The 15,625-nt window shown below is 31.2% G+C and carries 21 protein-coding genes; 13 read left to right on the top strand and 8 right to left on the bottom strand.

What is annotated here, in order from left to right; all coding sequences use genetic code 11:
- Positions 1-3 precede the first annotated feature (3 nt).
- Positions 4-1,335 (bottom strand): NADH-quinone oxidoreductase subunit B family protein, encoded by a 1,332-nt coding sequence (locus DFR85_RS30055; protein WP_110271452.1) that lies wholly within the window; start codon positions 1,333-1,335, stop codon positions 4-6.
- A gap of 176 nt (positions 1,336-1,511) precedes the next feature.
- Here DFR85_RS30055 and DFR85_RS30050 point away from each other — a divergent pair, with 176 nt between their 5' ends.
- Together DFR85_RS30050 and DFR85_RS30045 are read left to right on the top strand one after the other, a co-directional pair.
- Positions 1,512-2,207 carry a hypothetical protein gene (locus DFR85_RS30050; RefSeq protein WP_110271451.1) on the top strand — a complete coding sequence of 232 codons (696 nt, stop codon included), beginning with the start codon at positions 1,512-1,514 and terminating at the stop codon, positions 2,205-2,207.
- 3 nt (positions 2,208-2,210) lie between these two features.
- Positions 2,211-2,675 (top strand): hypothetical protein, encoded by a 465-nt coding sequence (locus DFR85_RS30045; RefSeq protein WP_110271450.1) that lies wholly within the window; start codon positions 2,211-2,213, stop codon positions 2,673-2,675.
- Here DFR85_RS30045 and DFR85_RS30040 read toward each other — a convergent pair.
- The gene (locus DFR85_RS30040) at positions 2,640-3,128 is read right to left on the bottom strand and encodes a hypothetical protein (protein ID WP_110271449.1); all 489 of its coding nucleotides are present in this window, start codon (positions 3,126-3,128) and stop codon (positions 2,640-2,642) included. The genes DFR85_RS30045 and DFR85_RS30040 overlap by 36 nt on opposite strands.
- A complete protein-coding gene (locus DFR85_RS30035; RefSeq protein ID WP_110271448.1) occupies positions 3,115-4,365 on the bottom strand; it encodes a thioredoxin family protein in 1,251 nt (416 codons plus the stop codon). The genes DFR85_RS30040 and DFR85_RS30035 overlap by 14 nt, the downstream gene beginning before the upstream one ends.
- 171 nt (positions 4,366-4,536) lie before the next feature.
- Between DFR85_RS30035 and lrs14 the strand changes: the two genes are divergently transcribed.
- Positions 4,537-4,887, top strand: coding sequence for an Lrs14 family HTH-type transcriptional regulator (gene lrs14 / locus DFR85_RS30030; RefSeq protein ID WP_110271447.1), 351 nt, complete (start codon positions 4,537-4,539; stop codon positions 4,885-4,887).
- A gap of 2 nt (positions 4,888-4,889) precedes the next feature.
- On the opposite strand, the gene DFR85_RS30025 is transcribed toward lrs14, so the two are convergent.
- The 3 genes from DFR85_RS30025 to DFR85_RS30015 all read right to left on the bottom strand — a co-directional run bounded on the left by DFR85_RS30025 (position 4,890) and on the right by DFR85_RS30015 (position 8,254).
- Positions 4,890-5,990, bottom strand: a complete 1,101-nt coding sequence (locus DFR85_RS30025; RefSeq protein ID WP_110271446.1) for a YncE family protein — start codon at positions 5,988-5,990, stop codon at positions 4,890-4,892.
- On the bottom strand, positions 5,991-6,746 hold the full coding sequence (locus DFR85_RS30020; RefSeq protein ID WP_110271445.1) for a hypothetical protein: 756 nt from the start codon (positions 6,744-6,746) through the stop codon (positions 5,991-5,993).
- 80 nt (positions 6,747-6,826) lie between these two features.
- The gene (locus DFR85_RS30015; RefSeq protein WP_110271444.1) at positions 6,827-8,254 is read right to left on the bottom strand and encodes an APC family permease; all 1,428 of its coding nucleotides are present in this window, start codon (positions 8,252-8,254) and stop codon (positions 6,827-6,829) included.
- A gap of 247 nt (positions 8,255-8,501) precedes the next feature.
- On the opposite strand from DFR85_RS30015, the gene DFR85_RS30010 reads away from it, so the two are divergent.
- Both DFR85_RS30010 and DFR85_RS30005 read left to right on the top strand, forming a co-directional pair.
- Positions 8,502-9,029: a CPBP family intramembrane glutamic endopeptidase gene (locus DFR85_RS30010; protein ID WP_110271443.1), complete on the top strand. Its 528-nt coding sequence runs from the start codon at positions 8,502-8,504 to the stop codon at positions 9,027-9,029.
- A 52-nt stretch (positions 9,030-9,081) separates the two neighbouring features.
- Positions 9,082-9,492 carry a DUF3211 domain-containing protein gene (locus DFR85_RS30005; protein WP_110271442.1) on the top strand — a complete coding sequence of 137 codons (411 nt, stop codon included), beginning with the start codon at positions 9,082-9,084 and terminating at the stop codon, positions 9,490-9,492.
- A 1-nt stretch (position 9,493) separates the two neighbouring features.
- Here DFR85_RS30005 and DFR85_RS30000 read toward each other — a convergent pair whose 3' ends face one another.
- On the bottom strand, positions 9,494-10,420 hold the full coding sequence (locus DFR85_RS30000) for a hypothetical protein (RefSeq protein ID WP_246252920.1): 927 nt from the start codon (positions 10,418-10,420) through the stop codon (positions 9,494-9,496).
- 255 nt (positions 10,421-10,675) lie between these two features.
- On the opposite strand from DFR85_RS30000, the gene hypE reads away from it, so the two are divergent.
- Genes hypE through DFR85_RS29960 form a run of 8 tightly spaced genes read left to right on the top strand, consistent with a single transcriptional unit; the run spans position 10,676 to position 15,072 of the window.
- Positions 10,676-11,722 (top strand): hydrogenase expression/formation protein HypE, encoded by a 1,047-nt coding sequence (gene hypE / locus DFR85_RS29995; protein ID WP_246252919.1) that lies wholly within the window; start codon positions 10,676-10,678, stop codon positions 11,720-11,722.
- A 10-nt stretch (positions 11,723-11,732) separates the two neighbouring features.
- Positions 11,733-11,984 carry a hypothetical protein gene (locus DFR85_RS29990; RefSeq protein ID WP_210433918.1) on the top strand — a complete coding sequence of 84 codons (252 nt, stop codon included), beginning with the start codon at positions 11,733-11,735 and terminating at the stop codon, positions 11,982-11,984.
- A gap of 2 nt (positions 11,985-11,986) precedes the next feature.
- Positions 11,987-12,259: a HypC/HybG/HupF family hydrogenase formation chaperone gene (locus tag DFR85_RS29985; protein ID WP_110271439.1), complete on the top strand. Its 273-nt coding sequence runs from the start codon at positions 11,987-11,989 to the stop codon at positions 12,257-12,259.
- Complete coding sequence (hypD, locus tag DFR85_RS29980) at positions 12,256-13,383, top strand: hydrogenase formation protein HypD (protein WP_110271438.1); 1,128 nt, start codon at positions 12,256-12,258, stop codon at positions 13,381-13,383. Before DFR85_RS29985 ends, hypD begins: the two co-directional genes overlap by 4 nt.
- A gap of 38 nt (positions 13,384-13,421) precedes the next feature.
- Positions 13,422-14,105, top strand: a complete 684-nt coding sequence (locus DFR85_RS29975) for a class II aldolase/adducin family protein (protein WP_246252918.1) — start codon at positions 13,422-13,424, stop codon at positions 14,103-14,105.
- On the top strand, positions 14,083-14,343 hold the full coding sequence (locus DFR85_RS29970) for a hypothetical protein (RefSeq protein ID WP_162582871.1): 261 nt from the start codon (positions 14,083-14,085) through the stop codon (positions 14,341-14,343). Before DFR85_RS29975 ends, DFR85_RS29970 begins: the two co-directional genes overlap by 23 nt.
- The gene (locus DFR85_RS29965) at positions 14,336-14,665 is read left to right on the top strand and encodes a hypothetical protein (protein WP_162582870.1); all 330 of its coding nucleotides are present in this window, start codon (positions 14,336-14,338) and stop codon (positions 14,663-14,665) included. Before DFR85_RS29970 ends, DFR85_RS29965 begins: the two co-directional genes overlap by 8 nt.
- Positions 14,666-14,718: 53 nt before the next feature.
- Positions 14,719-15,072 (top strand): winged helix-turn-helix transcriptional regulator, encoded by a 354-nt coding sequence (locus DFR85_RS29960; protein ID WP_110271434.1) that lies wholly within the window; start codon positions 14,719-14,721, stop codon positions 15,070-15,072.
- Here the strand turns inward: DFR85_RS29960 and DFR85_RS29955 are convergent.
- Positions 15,060-15,557, bottom strand: coding sequence for a helical membrane plugin domain-containing protein (locus DFR85_RS29955; RefSeq protein ID WP_110271433.1), 498 nt, complete (start codon positions 15,555-15,557; stop codon positions 15,060-15,062). The two genes, DFR85_RS29960 and DFR85_RS29955, sit on opposite strands and share 13 nt — an antisense overlap.
- Between the last annotated feature and the right edge of the window lie 68 nt (positions 15,558-15,625).

Raw genomic sequence — 15,625 nt, 5'->3', positions numbered from 1 at the left:
TTCTCACCTCTTCTCCGTTTGTTTTAATGCTGGTGGAGTTCTTCTTCTCCTAGAAAATGCATAACTACCTACACCTACTATTATTCCTGCTGCAGCAGCTGCAGCAAATAATGTAGTACTAGGGATCGTAGGAGCGTTAGGTGGAGCGTAGAAAGGTTCATATAAATCTGGAAATCCTGGTGCAGTACAAGCTATGCATGCTCCGCCTCTTGTGCAGCCTCCAACTCCTCCTAGCCATCCCAATCTAGGCGCAGGACTATTAGCTTCTGTTCCCTTACATCCTAGACTATAAGTGCACTGAGGATCACCAAATTCATACGCAAATACTCCCTCAGAAAAGAATCCGGCTCTTGGACAGTTCTGATGTGTCTCGTTTCCATAAAAGAATTTAGGTCTGTTAAACACATCTAAATCATCTGCTGGATTGGGACCTATTCCTCTAGCGTAAAGTACTATTGAAAGTAACGTTTTCATTATCCAATCACCTGCTGGAGGATCTGCAGCAATTGCAATAATTGGTAATCCTCCTACTGATTTCCAATGATAACTAGGGCCTGGCCATGAGGTATTTACAGTAGAATTTGTAACTGAAAATATATCTTCGTCAATTATATCTGGAGCTAGGTCTTTTTGATAAACTTGATATGCATAATATGGGAATCCGTATATACCTCTATAAGGATCATCTAGCATCCCCATTGCATATGTTGGTGATCTTTTACCTAATCCGTTAGTAGTAGCCGGAATTCCTCCGTAAGTAGCACATGCTCCAGTTGCAGCGACAGCGTAAGCTTTCTTCATTAGGTTAAATACAAATTCTTCACATAGTAATACACTACCATCAGGTTTTCTTCCAGCAGAGCACCAGAATTGATTTTTCTTATATGTGTATGGCACTCCGTTATAAACATCTCTAGGATATAATGCGAACTCATCAAAAAGTGTTCCTTCAACTACTAGGACATATGGATCTAACTCTCCATTTAATGCCATTTCCATTGTAGCGTAGGCCATGCTGTCTTGAGGCATTAAAATAGGATGATAAACTAAATTCACATTGCCTAAATCTGAGATGCTAGGTTGCCTTAATGTTATTGCTTTATCATCGAAATATACTCCAGTGAAGACGTTTTCTAGAGAGGGATTCATAGCATCTATAAATGCTATAGTGTTTCCACCGCACCATCCATTTCCTGTCCATATTATATTTATAGGTTGGTCTGAATCTTGTGCCTTTGCTCTTAATTCGTCTAATGACAATCCACTAAGCGCTAGTGTAGTACCTAATGCAGTTACTCCTGATAGTTTTAAAAATTCCCTTCTTGTTAATCCCACTATCTCACCATTTATCTGGTATATTCTATGATACCATATTTATAAATTTTTTTAATATAAGTTCTTAATAACTAGGATTTTCTTGATATTCTTGATAATCAATTATTTTATAAATATTCTTTTTATTGATCATTTTAATTTTAAGCTTATTAGCTTAACAGATAAATTAGAAAATAATGATAGATTTAACCTCAAGTTCTAATAATTTAGAAGATATATGGGGAAATATAGATGCTAACTTGACAATATTCTTTGATAATTCATTAAAAGAATTTTTACCTAAATTAGTGAAAATATTTGATGATAATTACATCTCATATTTTATAGAGAGTTTTCCATCTGAAATATTATTTAAACAGATTTTTAATGAAAAAATTAAAATAGGTAATTTAATAATAAATAAATCACCTAAAATAGTTGTTTTACCAACAAATCAGATGAAAGCTTTAAAGGAATGGGATTTGCTTTTACTTAAACGCAGTTACGCAAAACTTAGAATGTCTATGGCTACAGAAAAGGAGGATATATGTAAACCAAATAGCATAGCAGTTCCTAATCCACAATATTTTACGATAGGTAGTATTTTTATTGATATTTATCAAATAAGATGCAAGAACGAAAACAAAATTATAACAACCAATGAATTGAAAGAAATATACTATTTGCTGAAAGAAAGAAAAGTAGAAGCTGGAATAATGTGGGAACATCAAGCTAAATTAAATGGTTTTAAATACATGGACATGAATAAAACGATTACGTTGGAAATAGGAGTCTTTAAGGGTGCAGACAAAAATACTTTAAATGCTTATGAAATAATGAATTCTATCGAATTTAGAAGAGCTTTAGATTCTGTGGAAATTATAGGTGATTAAAATTTGATTGCAGCCCTAGGTTACCTCTATCAGGGAGATTATTCGATACCTATAATTCTAATTGACGAATTAAAAAAGGAAGGAATTGAAGTTATGGATTTAAGTTTAGGTGCATTAAAAGCTGCTTCCTTACTTCAGATTTTACAACCAGATAAGCTAATTATTCTAACATGTGATAAGAAAGGAAAGAAAGAATTAAGGATATATTCACCTAAGATCGAAGAGGATAAAATGTCGTCTATTATGGACTTATATAATAATTTAAGAGGTTATTATATGGATTTGGATTCTTTTTTGAAAGCATCCAATTCTTTAGGCGTTCTACCTAAAGATACTAAGATTATTGAATGTGAAGTTGAAAATGAAGAAGGAATCGCATTAAGTGAATGGGGAAAGGAATGTAAGGACATGATGAAGAATAAGTTAAAGGAACTATTGCTTGTCCCAGATTCTGAAAAGAACGAATAGATAGATGAGAAGTAATGCATTAAATACGTCTGATATTGCAAGTGTTATTCCAAAAGTCTGAAGAGCACTTAACGGAGCCGGAAAACCTGGAGGCACGTAAACATACCTTGACGCTATAACCGAAATAATGAATAATGCATAATAAATTACAGTAAGTCTTATTTTTCTTTGTCCTTTTGTGATCATTAGGGCGTAAATTCCTTCCATTATCTGTCCTATAACAGGGATAAGTAATATTGGTAAAGTAAATTTAAGTCTAGAATTTTTCAGATATACCAAGAATGTTAATATAAGTATTATTTGTATGGCAAATAGCAGAAAGTAGTTTATTGCTTCAAAATAAATGTATTCTGTGTTAAAAAGCTGATATAATAGAAATATTGATGCTAATTCTGCAATAAAAAATACTTGGCCTATTATGACGAAACTCAGATATATATTATACATTTTCATTTAACATCGCCAATAACATACCGTACTCTGCTTGAGAAAAATATGTATAGTTATAGAAACTTTTAAGGAAGAAGTTTGCTATTTTTGTAGCTTCATTAACAACACCTAATTTTAGTAGTGCTTGCGCTAGAACTGAATTATCTGTCAATAGTTTAAATCTTCCAATTTTTTCTTCTCTGGCTAATGAAAGAGGTACGTCAAAGAAAGCATCTCCGCCATAAAATAAATCTTTTATTTTTGGTATTAGTTCAATTCCTTTACCCATTGATGATAAAAATCTTAGTAAATATGCCATATCAATTAGAAATAAGGGTGAATCACTTTCTAGATTGTGGGATAATTTTTCAGGGAGAATTTTAGCCAATCTTGTACTTTCTTCGAGAAACTTCGAAATATTAGAATATTTATAAAGTAAATAAAACATTTCTCCTATTTCACTATTAACGGGCATATAATATCCTCCTTTATTTTCTCCTACTGCTATAGGATAGAATTCTCTATCTCTATTTTTTAAAATCCATTTCCCTGTTTCTATTGCATATCCTAAATAGTAATCGTCTTTAGTTCTTTCATAAGTTTCCAGTAAAGTTATTACCATTTCTGCGTTAATGTCAAGGAGTTTCTCCTTTGATGGTTCGCTCCAATCATATTTTTTAGCGTATGCATAAAATCCTTCGTTCCATAAATTGTATATAACTGCGTCAACAGTATATTTGACAACTTCAAGAGAATATGGATCTTTTTTATCTCTTAGTAGAAATCTTAAAACATTCGGAAGATAATATTTAGGTTCTCTTTCGAATCCTCCATAATATATATCAAAAAATGCTAAACAATTTCTCTTGATCAAATCTATTGCGTCAGTTACATTATAAGTCCTTTTTGATACATTTTTTAGGTTTTTTTCGGAAAATAGTTTACCACCTCCATTATAAAGATCCAAAGCAATAAGCATAGTTTCTTCAATTTGTTGAGAATCGTTGTAACCATATAGTCCGCCTACTACGTTATTTTCAGTTATTATACTAATTGAAGGATAAATCTGCGGTGAATATCTTATAGCCAAATCTGGCCTCTCGTCTGCATTTATTTCTGCATAGGAAAAACTATCCCAATCTGGGATTTTATCTAGAATTTCTTTTTGTTTTTCGCAATATTCACACCAATCAGTATAGAAATATAATAATTTGAGAGGAGTTCCTTCGTTAATTACGTCTCTCCATTTTTTAAATTTCATATTTAAAGTCTCTCACTCTATTCTTAAATAATTTATTTATTATTCCCAAAGATTGATTACTACTAAAAAAATATTTTGTAAATTTATATAGCAACTTAAATATAATAAACTTATATTTCAACTATTGCAAGAAAAATATTTATAAGGAAAAACTTACATTATTATACAACTATGGAGAATCTAGAAATTAAAAAAGAGATTGTAACAAAGTCTGGTAAAAGAATGACAATAAGTTCATTATTAAGAATGCTTTATGGACTAAATGATACAGATATTGAAATATATCTAACTTTAAAGGAAATGAAAAATGCTACTATAAAAGATATTATAGATAAAACTCATAAAAATAAGCCTACAGTTATTAGATCCTTAAAAATATTGGAAACTCTCGGTTTTGTAAGTAAGGAAAAATTAAGAAGTGGAGAAAAAGGAAGACCAATTTACAGATATTATTTAAACACTAAAATAGAAAAAATGATAATAAGCGATTTAAAGGAGATAATAGAATCACTTAATGCTTGATTCTATTTCCTTATCTTTCTCAAAGTTAAAACTATAATAAAAATAATTATCACAAAGAAAATAATATCTTGAATATAAAATTCTAACTTGGGCTTATTGCTTATAATATTCTGATTTACTGGAATTTGATAAGTATTTTCCTGATAATATTGAGAACCATTAGTAGAAATTACCGATATTGTTCCATCAAAGAAATTCGATATGAATAAAAAATTACTAACGTTATCAAATACTATTCCTATAGGAGTTATTCCACCATAAATCTCTCCAGATATCTTAGAACCGTTTAAAACTAAAATATAATCAGGACCGAAAAGACTATCTGCAGTTACATACGTTAAATTATTTTTAGGATCTACTACTATTCCTTCAAATTTTTCTCCTGAAATATTTATATACTGTATTTTTAAACTCTCTTGATTTATCATTATAACACTGAAGTCTCCTGCAATGTAAATCTTATTATTGTATACATAAATAAAATTAGGAAATGTACTAAGAATAATTGATTTGACAGAATTATTATGTATTATAAATAAGAACCCATAACTCTGAGTAAAATTATAGCCTACAGCATATAGATATCCATTAGAATAGGCTAAAGAAACGACGGGTCCAGGAGTATTTACAAAAATGTTTATCTTACTATTGTTTAAAATTCCTACTCCCCCATAAGTTCCTACATATATTTTCCCATTGTGTTCCAATGTCGAGAGAGGATAATCGTTTACATTTATAGTCCTGATAATAGTGAAATTAATTGTAGATATAAATGAAATAGTAAAATTAGGTAAAGTTCCACTACTAACTATTAAAGTATTATTTTCATTACAATACGATATATATTCTGCTCCTTGAACCCCAATTTTTCCAACTACTTTACCATAAGGATTTATGATGAAAACTTCGTTAACTGCAGCAGCAAACACATATCCAGAAGAATCTACTACCATATAAGTTGGGGAAATGCTAGAGAAAAAATTTGGTGTAACACCACTGACTGTGGACATATTATTTAAATAAATTGTATATTCTATGTAACCTATTTGAGAATAAGTAACAAAAAAAGGAATTAATACAAGGAATATTAGAAAATATTTCATTTAAAAATCTCTCCAATATTTTTCATCATTCAAAGGTTTCCAATTATTAGGCTTAGGATAATTATTTACCAGGCCATATAGCTTCAATGAGGCCGTTATAATATTTTTTAGCTTCTCGCTCTTTGACTGAAGTCTTGAAACATAGGTTCTAGCATTATTTAGATTATCTACAGCATCCTTCCAGAATCCCCAATCTTTTGACGTCTGAATGCATATCTTTTCCTTGTCTATTTCATCGTATTTTAGAAGGATAGCCGCAATATCAGCTGAATCTTTATCAGTCGGATAATGAATCTGAAGCTTAGTTAGCAATAAATCTGTTAGACTAAGTGAAAATTCTTGATTCCAATCAATATCAACATCATGATTAAATTCAGCTTTATCCATATAGTATACCTTAATTGTGAATTGATTATATAGAAACATACTTGCTAGATTTCCCATAGTGACTTCTAGATGATAATAAGGCGTAAACTCCATTTTCATTAGAATCTCTTTAAACTTCTCCCTGAATTTTAAAGGTACTATAACATTAAGATCTTGAGGGCCATTCTTCCTATTGCTTTTAATTAAATCTATTGCTTCAGGCAAATTACTTAACTTATAATAGATGGCAACTGAACCGTAAATAAGAGCCTTTATATTATTTTTCTCTAATTCGTTGTAAATATTTTTCCATATTTTTAAATACTCTGATATTATTTCTTCAAAAGATATTTTTTTCTCAGAAATACCTGTCGGAGATATATTAGACATGTTAAGTACTATAATTTTTAATAAATAAATAGTTTTCTTAGATAACTCTATTATGGGAAAAAATGTATATTTAGGGAATTTCAGGAGATTCCTCTCTCCAGTTTAGGGGAAATTATATTCATTTTTTTAGATCTAAAAATGAAGAATATACCAAATGAAGCCATTATACCTATAGTTAAAGCATAATAGAATGTGGATATTCCGAATGCTGGACCGGCTTCTATTACTCCAAAAAATACAGTAGATAACATTACTACAGCGGTCATAGGAGAAATTATTCTTAGAATTATGTCAGAATAGTCGTTAATTTGAGATTTCCACCATACATAAGTCGCAGTTATAGAATCTATTCCGAACTCTACTAAGAGAAAAGCTCCAGCACCAGTGAGTACAATACCAAAGAAAGATGAGACAGTAGGAGAAGTTAATTCCAGCGTCTGTACAGAAACTTCAAGGGCTGTCATTATTAAAATGCTTATCCATGGACTTTTAAATTTTGGATGTAATTTGCCAAATATTTTAGGCATCAAATTTTCTCTAGCTCCAGAATACCATGCTCTACTTAATATGAAAGCAGTTAACCACAGAGAACTTGCGGTAGAAGTTATAACAGCTATATCCATTAACCATACATATTGCGGAATCACATAGGAGGACCATCTTGCTAAAGGATCTACTGCACTAGAAAGAGATGTTATTGGAGTTTCTATATTCATTATAGGCATAGTTATCATGTAAATTATAAAAACCGATATCAAGCCTATTATCCCTGAAGTTCCAGGCCATCTAGTAGGTTTTTTAGACTCTTCTGCTGCATAACTATCTATTTCCCAACCGTCCAATATTGTAGCAACTATCACCATAGTTGCAGCTAATCCAAAAAAGAACTTTGATGAGAACCATTTTACGTTAAAAAACCAGTTCCAGTTGAAAGAATTTACTACGTGAGAGGGTAAGGCCAAAAGTCCTATTCCTATGAAAGTACTAAGAATAATTAGTTCTATAATTAGGAAGACTTCAGTAAATCTTGCCGTGGGTTTAACCCCAAGCATTAAAGGTACAGATGCTATAATTGCCCAGATTATTCCTACAATAGAATCCCAAAATACGCTAAGTTCTATACTCCTTGAAATTAGGCCAAGTCTGAAAAGTAGATCAAGAGTATATTCTCCTGCAGGAATTATTATTGGAGGTAAGGAAAGAAAATATGCTAAAGTTACAATCCAAAATTGAAATGAACCATATTTCTTTCCTATGAATTTGGTTCCCCAATGATACGACGCCCCACAATGGGGAGCTTTTCTGTTCAATTTTCGGAATATTATTGAGGCGAAAAGGAAAAAGGGGAAAGAAACTACTACAGCCATTATAGCTTGAGGCCCCATTATAGCTACCATGCTTCCATAAGCTGCGGCTATACTAAAAGAAGGTGCTACACTGGATGTTGATAACGGAACCAAATCTAGTATGTGCAAAACGTCCCTCTTAAGCCATTCTATTCCATCCATCTTATCACCTTACTTTCTACGTTGTTGGTATGAATATGGTCAATAAATATTCTTACCATTAAATTACTCGCTATTTACCTTGTATAAAAATATTTCTAGAATAATGTTGTTTTGGAATGTTAGATTAAAACTTAATTTAAATATCTAATAATGAATTCTTATCAGGAGAATAGTTGAAAAGCTATAGAATAACAATGCCTAACTAATCTATATAATATTTTTATATAAACACTATAATAATACTAATATGAGAATGGAATCCTTATTCTCAGGAATAATACTACCAATTCTTGCTATACCTTGGGAATTTTACGCATATTCCATTGAAAGATCATTATACCTTGGTGCATTAATAGTCTCGTTAGCAGAAATAATCTCATTAATATTAGTTAAAAATATTACAAACAATTCGTTAAATATCTCAATAAATAAAGGTATTTTACTAACTATAATTCTTATTCTTATTATGATATTCCCATATTACGATTCTCTTTATAATTCAATAATATTTAATTATCCATTATTGATTTTTCCTGCTATAATAGGAGGAATATGCGAAGAATGTATTTATAGAGGATATATTTTAGAAGACGGTAAATATGATGTATATATCCAAGCAATTTTATGGTCGTTTAATCATATTCTAGACGGGCTGTTTTTTGTGGCTTATACAATTTTAATTGGTATAGTGTTAGGATTTGTCTCTAGAAAATATGGAATTTTACCTTGTATAATAGCCCATACTATTTCCAATGTCCTAATACTAATCTTGTGAAATTCTGTAGCTAATAAGTAGTTTTTTAGCCCTAATTACTATTCTATTTAATGTGAAATATCACACAGAGATAAATACTTCACACACTATGGATTCATTAAAGATATTACTTTCTGATCCGAATTTTGTATTACCTAGAATATTTAAATCAATAAAAGATTTAAAAGTAAACGGATCTTCTTTTTATGGGAAAGCTAAGTATATGGGAATAGAGCATGAGCTTAATGGTAATGTATATTCTTCATTAAACGAAATTTCGTGTATATTTACTTTGAGACATGGAAAAGATTTTGGATCAGGAAAACTAATGTTTACTCTTCAATCAAATAAAGTATCAATATTTTTAGAATATGAGGGGTGGATGGAAAGAGTATCTTTCTCATTGATAAATAGATGGATTAACGATTTTTTAAAAAATTTTGAAGAAGATATAAGAATGGAAAGAATTAGAAGGAAAATATAATTCATGTTAACTTAATCATGACATATTGCGACAATCCGTATAATAGTGCCAGGGAAATACCTAATATATATTCAAATTGAATTAAATTATACCAAACTGCAATAGAAAAACCCCACAATAGCTGAGGTATCATTAAAGATAGTTGAATATTAGGAAAATGTCTTATGTTTATTTTAAGTCCACTAAGTGATAAGTAGATAGAAATAAGTGTGATTATACCATACGGTATTTCGTTTATTGTAAGGGAATAATAGACTGAACTTAAACTTAAAGACAAATCAACTATTATAAAAATTATATATTTATCCAAAGAAAGTTCTCTTTTAAAGAATTTAAAAGATAAATAAATTGAAAAAAATAGAGATAGTATTGTAGCTAGAATTGAGGCTTCTTTTATAGGATCATAGGGTAGGGGAAGTATTGAATGAGTCATTTCTGAAGCTATATTAGGCCCACCTAAAGCTAAGGAGCTCAAAAATAGTGAATATGGATTTTTAGTTCTATAAGAAAAATATATTATTTCAGGAAATATCATTAAGAAAAACATAAACGAATTAGAAAGCTCGATCAAAGCATAAATAATCTGAATTGGAGAATTTACAGTCACTGTAGGTATATCAGTTCCGTAAAAATTTAACGCTATTATAGAGTTTCCAAATCCTCTCAATATAACATAATATAATAAACTCATTATAAGTTCATTAGATATAAGAAAAACTATATAGGAAGACATATTAAATCCTAGATTTTTAATTACTATGGGTATTATTATAAGAATTATAGAAATAGATATTGCTATCAATGCATAGGTTCCAGAAAATAAAACAAGAAATATCGCAGTGTTAACGTATGTAAGTATCATTATTATGAAGGAAAAATTATTTCCTTTAATTCCTAGCTCCAATGCTATTGAAAGTAAGACTGTCATAAAAATCACGTAGATAATATAGGCTAATACTAAACTTGAAATCAATTTTAATCTAAATTATAAATTATGGGAAAGTTTTTAATCTTTTACGCAATAATTTATCCTGGTATATTATAGTATACTTTTTAGGTATTGAATATGGTCAAAACCGTAATAGTCGGTTGAAAAAATCGATTTAGTATTTTTAACATGTTAATCATATGATTTATCTAATATAAATTTATTAACCTTAAAAAGAAACATTAAATGATTAGTATGAATAAGGACGTTATAACTCTTCTCCATGGAGCTGGAGGATCTTACATGTACTCGTTAATTAAGGAAATTTTCTACCAACTCAATGACGGATTTGGAGAAATTAACTTAGGAATGTTAGACGATGGTTCAATAGTTAACGATATAGTTCTTACTACGGACTCATTTATAGTTAGGCCAATATTTTTCAAAGGAGGAGATATAGGAAGGCTTAGTGTTACTGGAACTGTTAATGATATAGCTATGATGGGTGGAGATCCTGTAGCTCTAAGTCTTGGAGTAATTATTGAAGAAGGATTTAAAAAAGAAGATCTAGAGAAAATTGTTAAAAGCATAAAGGATACTTCAATCGAAGCCGGAGTCCACATAATAACTGGAGATACTAAAGTAATGGAAAGAGGGAGTATAGATAAAATAGTTATAAACACTTCTGGTATTGGCTTCAGATCACGACAATTAGATCATAACATTGAGACATTAAGAAAAACTAGAGAACCATTAAGATGGCTTGTCCCTTTAAATCTAAGACCAGGAGATAAAATAATAGTAACTGGGAGTATAGGAGATCATGCAATTGCAATACTTTCCTCTAGAGAGGGAATAGGCTTCCAAGCTAACATTGTCTCCGATGCAGCACCATTAAATAAGCTTATGAACGATATTATGGAAATAGGAGGAATAGCAGACGCTAAAGATCCTACACGTGGAGGTTTAGCCGATTTATTAAACGATTGGTCTGAAAAATCAAAATTAGGTATTTATTTAAAGGAAGAAAATATACCAGTAAGAGACGAAGTAAGATCTGCTGTAGAATTCATGGGAATGGATATAATGGAACTTGGAAATGAAGGAAAGGCTGTAATTGCAGTATCTCCAGAATTTGAAAAGGACGTTTTAAACGAACTTTGGTCAAATCCGCTTGGAAAGGACGCTGCAGTAATAGGCGAAGTTACAAAAGACGTAGAAGGAGTAGTAATGGAAACAGTAATAGGAGGTAAAAGATATATAGGGAGACCTCTAGGTGATCCAGTACCCAGAATTTGTTAGGTGAATTTCCATGGCTAAGTTAGTTTGCATGATTTGTAGACATGAAGAAAAAGTCCCTATTCACTGCCAAAAGGAAATGAAATATTATCAGAAAGGAAACTTTAGAAAAATAGATATTTTAAGATGTGAAGATTGTGGAGAAGAAATATATATGCCCATGCATTGTAACGTGCCAATGCTTTATGTAGATGAAGATTATTATCCGGTATATGAATTATCTGAAAATGAAAAGAACGAAATGAGAAAAATTTATGGTGAATAAAAATGTGTGTAGCATTCCCCGGAAAGGTAATAGAAATCAACGATGAATTCGGTAAAGTAGATTTTGGAAATGGAACTATAAGAGATAATATACTTTTATCTTTAGTTAATGCCAAAGTAGGAGACTATGTTTTAGTTCATGCAGGTTATGCAATTCAAGTAGTAGATGAAGAGGAAGCCAGAAAGTCTATAGAGTTATGGAACGAAATGACTAATGATCTTCCAGAAGAGAAAAAGAAACAGGACTTTAATGAAGTTGTAGGTGGAGAATCGTGAGTGAGTATCTTTCTCTATTAAAATATTATAGAGATCCACATCTAGCTAAAGCCTTAAGAATCAAGATTCATGAAATTGCTAAAAAAATCGATGAAGGAATAATGATAATGCATGTCTGCGGTAGTCATGAGTGGACAATAACTCACTACGGTATTAGGTCTCTTTTACCAGATAATGTAGAAGTAAGAGCTGGACCAGGATGTCCAGTTTGTATAACTCCGGCTACTGACATAGACGATGCAGTGAAACTAGCTTTAGACGGTATTGTAGTGACAACCTACGGAGATATGAGTAGAGCTAGAGGAACAAAAATGTCTTTAGAAGAAGCTAAGGCACTTGGTGGAGATGTTAGAGTTATATACGGTGTTCAAGACGCAGTAAAAATGGCAAGAAGGGAGCCAAATAAACAATTCCTATTCTTTGCAGTAGGAATGGATACAACGGCACCTGCAACCGCTTTTGAAATATTGAAGGGAGTTCCAGAAAATCTCAGTTTTTTAGTATCTTATAGATATACTCCAGCTATTCAAGGGTCTGTAATGGAGTCCAACGTATTAGGAATAGACGCCTTTATTTCGGCAGGTCATTCTGTAACTATAACTGGGTTAAAGCCATATTATGGATATTTCTTAAATTCCAAAAAACCAATGGTAGCTACAGGATTCGAACCTATTGATGTATTAATGTCAATATATATGATCCTAAAGCAAATTGAAGAAGGCACTCCAAAAATAGAAAATGAGTATACTAGGTCAGTAACTTGGGAAGGAAATGTAAAGGCCCAAGAAGTAATGGAGAAAGTTTTTGATTTAGAAGACGGTTACGTAAGAGGCGTGGCTGTGTTTCCGAAAGCTGGATTTAGATTAAAAGACGATTTCAATAAGATCAATGCCAGAGAACAATATGGGTTAAAAGATAGGTCAAAAACTTCAGATGAGTATGTAGCAGGAGCTAGATGTGGGGAAGTTGTAATGGGGTTAATAGATCCTCCAGAATGTCCGCTTTATATGAAATCATGCAAACCAGAAGATCCTAAAGGTGCCCCAATGGTTTCACAAGAAGGAACATGTTGGATATGGGCAATGCATAAATTAGTTAATGTTAGCCCCAGATGTAGGAGGTGAGATAAACGGTTTACATGATAGGAAATACTTTCTGCAAATTGTGTCAAACAGATGAAGAACAGTTAAAGAAGGAGATAGTAAATAGTGTAAAAACTCTTTATTGGAAAGGTATGATTAGTAATGCTGGTGGAAATCAAAGCGCGAGATTACCTGGGGCAAATAAAATCTGGATAACACCTTCAGGATATCCTAGAGTTAGTTTAGAGCCGGAAGACCTAATAGCTATAGACATGGAAGGTAACGTTATAGAAGGTGACTTAAAACCATCAATTGAAACATTTATGCATTTGGAAGTATATAAAAATAGGCCTGATGTAAACGCAGTAATTCATGCGCATTCCCCATATACTATGGGAATGGCTATTTCAGGATTTTTAGAAATAACTCATGGGGAAGCAGCTGCTATACTTGGAGATATAAAGATCATTCCTTATTCTCATCCTGGTACAATAGAACTTGCAAAAAATGTAGGCTATGCTGTAAAAGGTGAAGGAGCAAAAGTTCCTAGGATAGTTATACTAATGAACCACGGTATACTTTCAGTAGGTGCTTGTATTCATGAAGCTAGGGCTTTTGCTGAGATTATGGAGGAATGGTCTAGATTTAATGTTGCTGCTAAAGTATTAGGAGGAATAAAATATAAACTAGATCAAAAAGATCTTAGAAAACCTGGAGCTAGATATATAAGGGCGGTAAAGTTTGGTGGAAGATCTGGAAAATGAGATAGTAGACGCGGAAACGGGTGTTTCATTATTTAGATTAGGATTAGCAAGAAAAGAAAATAAGCATGGAAAATTGATAATATATTATAGGCCTCCATCTCCTTTCACACCAGTAATTTTGGTAATAAAGATGGGCTTAGATATAAAATTCAAATACCCAGAAGCTATAGTCATTTTAGAAGATTATTATATTTCTAATGAAATTAATGAAATATTAAATGGGATTAAAATTGAGTGAACATCGTGATTTAGCAATAAAATATTTTCAAATATCTTATAGTACTGTTAATCCTATAATTTGCCTTTCTTTTGCTTTAAGAAGCATTGAAGAAATAGCAATGGATATTCTCCTTGAATCTGAAGGATATAACGTTTATAGTCCAGATACTCAAAATAAGATGATAAAAATTATAAGAGAAAATCCGGAGCTTTATGAGATTTATCTTAAAGTACTGTATAACATGAGTAAGCTATTAATGGAAGGAGATTTCAATAAGGAATTCTTAGTAGACCTAGAAAAAATCATTAGCAAAATACTTAATTATACATTTAAAATATAAAGAGATCATTTAAATATACATTAATTTTTTAAAGGAATTTTCGTAATAAAAGTATGGATTGCCCCTTAAGAGAAGACAAAGATTTATGCATGACATATAATCCAAAAATATTTGAATTGATAACAAGAAAGTATACCCTTACAATACTTTTGCTTTTAGATAAATACGGAGCTCTTAGATTTAACGAAATCATGAGAAAAATAGATGGCATTACCCAAAGATCTTTGTCAATAAGATTGAAAGAAATGGAAGAATCATTATTAATAAAGAGGGAGATAGTAAACAATAGACCTATTGTAATCAATTATAGCATAACTATTCAAGGAAAGGCAGTTAAGAACGCTATACTTATGCTCTTACAATTAACAAACTTGATATCCCCAACCGAAAAGGATTATTTTGCTTGATCCCCGTCTCTTATTACTGGTGTAGAAGCTTTTCCTAACTCTTTAAGCATGAATCTCAAATATGCTAGGGTTTTCTTAACGTCAGGATCATCGAAGGACGCCAATAATTCAACTATATTGGACTGATTATTATTCACCATTGCTTCTGCAGCTTTAGATAATCCTGAAGTCATAACGTCTAAAACTCCGTGTGCCTCTAATGTGGAGAGTATTTTACCTATCTTATCCATATGTTTAGCAATTGCTATAGTTCCGTTAATGAAATCCTCTGAGCTGACTTGACCATTATCAATCATTTCTTTTAGATCACCTAACATTTCTATTATAGCTCTAAAACTCTTAGATTGTAAAAATGCTCTTAGTTTCTTATCGTCTTTTACAAAGTCCAATATACTATCTAGAACTCCTGTAGTATTAAGATAGATCACTATTTCCTTAATCTTGTTTATACCCTCAATATAGTCTTCGTCTCTATCTACACTCATATTGCATCTTAATTAAAAATCAACGTAGATATATAAAAGTTTTATCAATAATTGTAATTATTTTTATT

The sequence above is a fragment of the Acidianus brierleyi genome (assembly GCF_003201835.2).
Classification (GTDB): domain Archaea; phylum Thermoproteota; class Thermoprotei_A; order Sulfolobales; family Sulfolobaceae; genus Aramenus; species Aramenus brierleyi.
This window is presented reverse-complemented; position numbering and strand designations above follow the sequence as displayed.

Coding starts and splice junctions, on each gene's coding strand:
- DFR85_RS30050 (WP_110271451.1), top strand. CDS start 1,512: ATGATAGATTTAACCTCAAGTTCTAATAATTTAGAAGATATATGGGGA.
- DFR85_RS30040 (WP_110271449.1), bottom strand. CDS start 3,128: ATGAAAATGTATAATATATATCTGAGTTTCGTCATAATAGGCCAAGTA.
- DFR85_RS30035 (WP_110271448.1), bottom strand. CDS start 4,365: ATGAAATTTAAAAAATGGAGAGACGTAATTAACGAAGGAACTCCTCTC.
- lrs14 (WP_110271447.1), top strand. CDS start 4,537: ATGGAGAATCTAGAAATTAAAAAAGAGATTGTAACAAAGTCTGGTAAA.
- DFR85_RS30025 (WP_110271446.1), bottom strand. CDS start 5,990: ATGAAATATTTTCTAATATTCCTTGTATTAATTCCTTTTTTTGTTACT.
- DFR85_RS30020 (WP_110271445.1), bottom strand. CDS start 6,746: ATGTCTAATATATCTCCGACAGGTATTTCTGAGAAAAAAATATCTTTT.
- DFR85_RS30015 (WP_110271444.1), bottom strand. CDS start 8,254: ATGGATGGAATAGAATGGCTTAAGAGGGACGTTTTGCACATACTAGAT.
- DFR85_RS30010 (WP_110271443.1), top strand. CDS start 8,502: ATGAGAATGGAATCCTTATTCTCAGGAATAATACTACCAATTCTTGCT.
- DFR85_RS30000 (WP_246252920.1), bottom strand. CDS start 10,420: ATGACAGTCTTACTTTCAATAGCATTGGAGCTAGGAATTAAAGGAAAT.
- hypE (WP_246252919.1), top strand. CDS start 10,676: ATGAATAAGGACGTTATAACTCTTCTCCATGGAGCTGGAGGATCTTAC.
- DFR85_RS29990 (WP_210433918.1), top strand. CDS start 11,733: ATGGCTAAGTTAGTTTGCATGATTTGTAGACATGAAGAAAAAGTCCCT.
- DFR85_RS29985 (WP_110271439.1), top strand. CDS start 11,987: ATGTGTGTAGCATTCCCCGGAAAGGTAATAGAAATCAACGATGAATTC.
- DFR85_RS29960 (WP_110271434.1), top strand. CDS start 14,719: ATGGATTGCCCCTTAAGAGAAGACAAAGATTTATGCATGACATATAAT.
- DFR85_RS29955 (WP_110271433.1), bottom strand. CDS start 15,557: ATGAGTGTAGATAGAGACGAAGACTATATTGAGGGTATAAACAAGATT.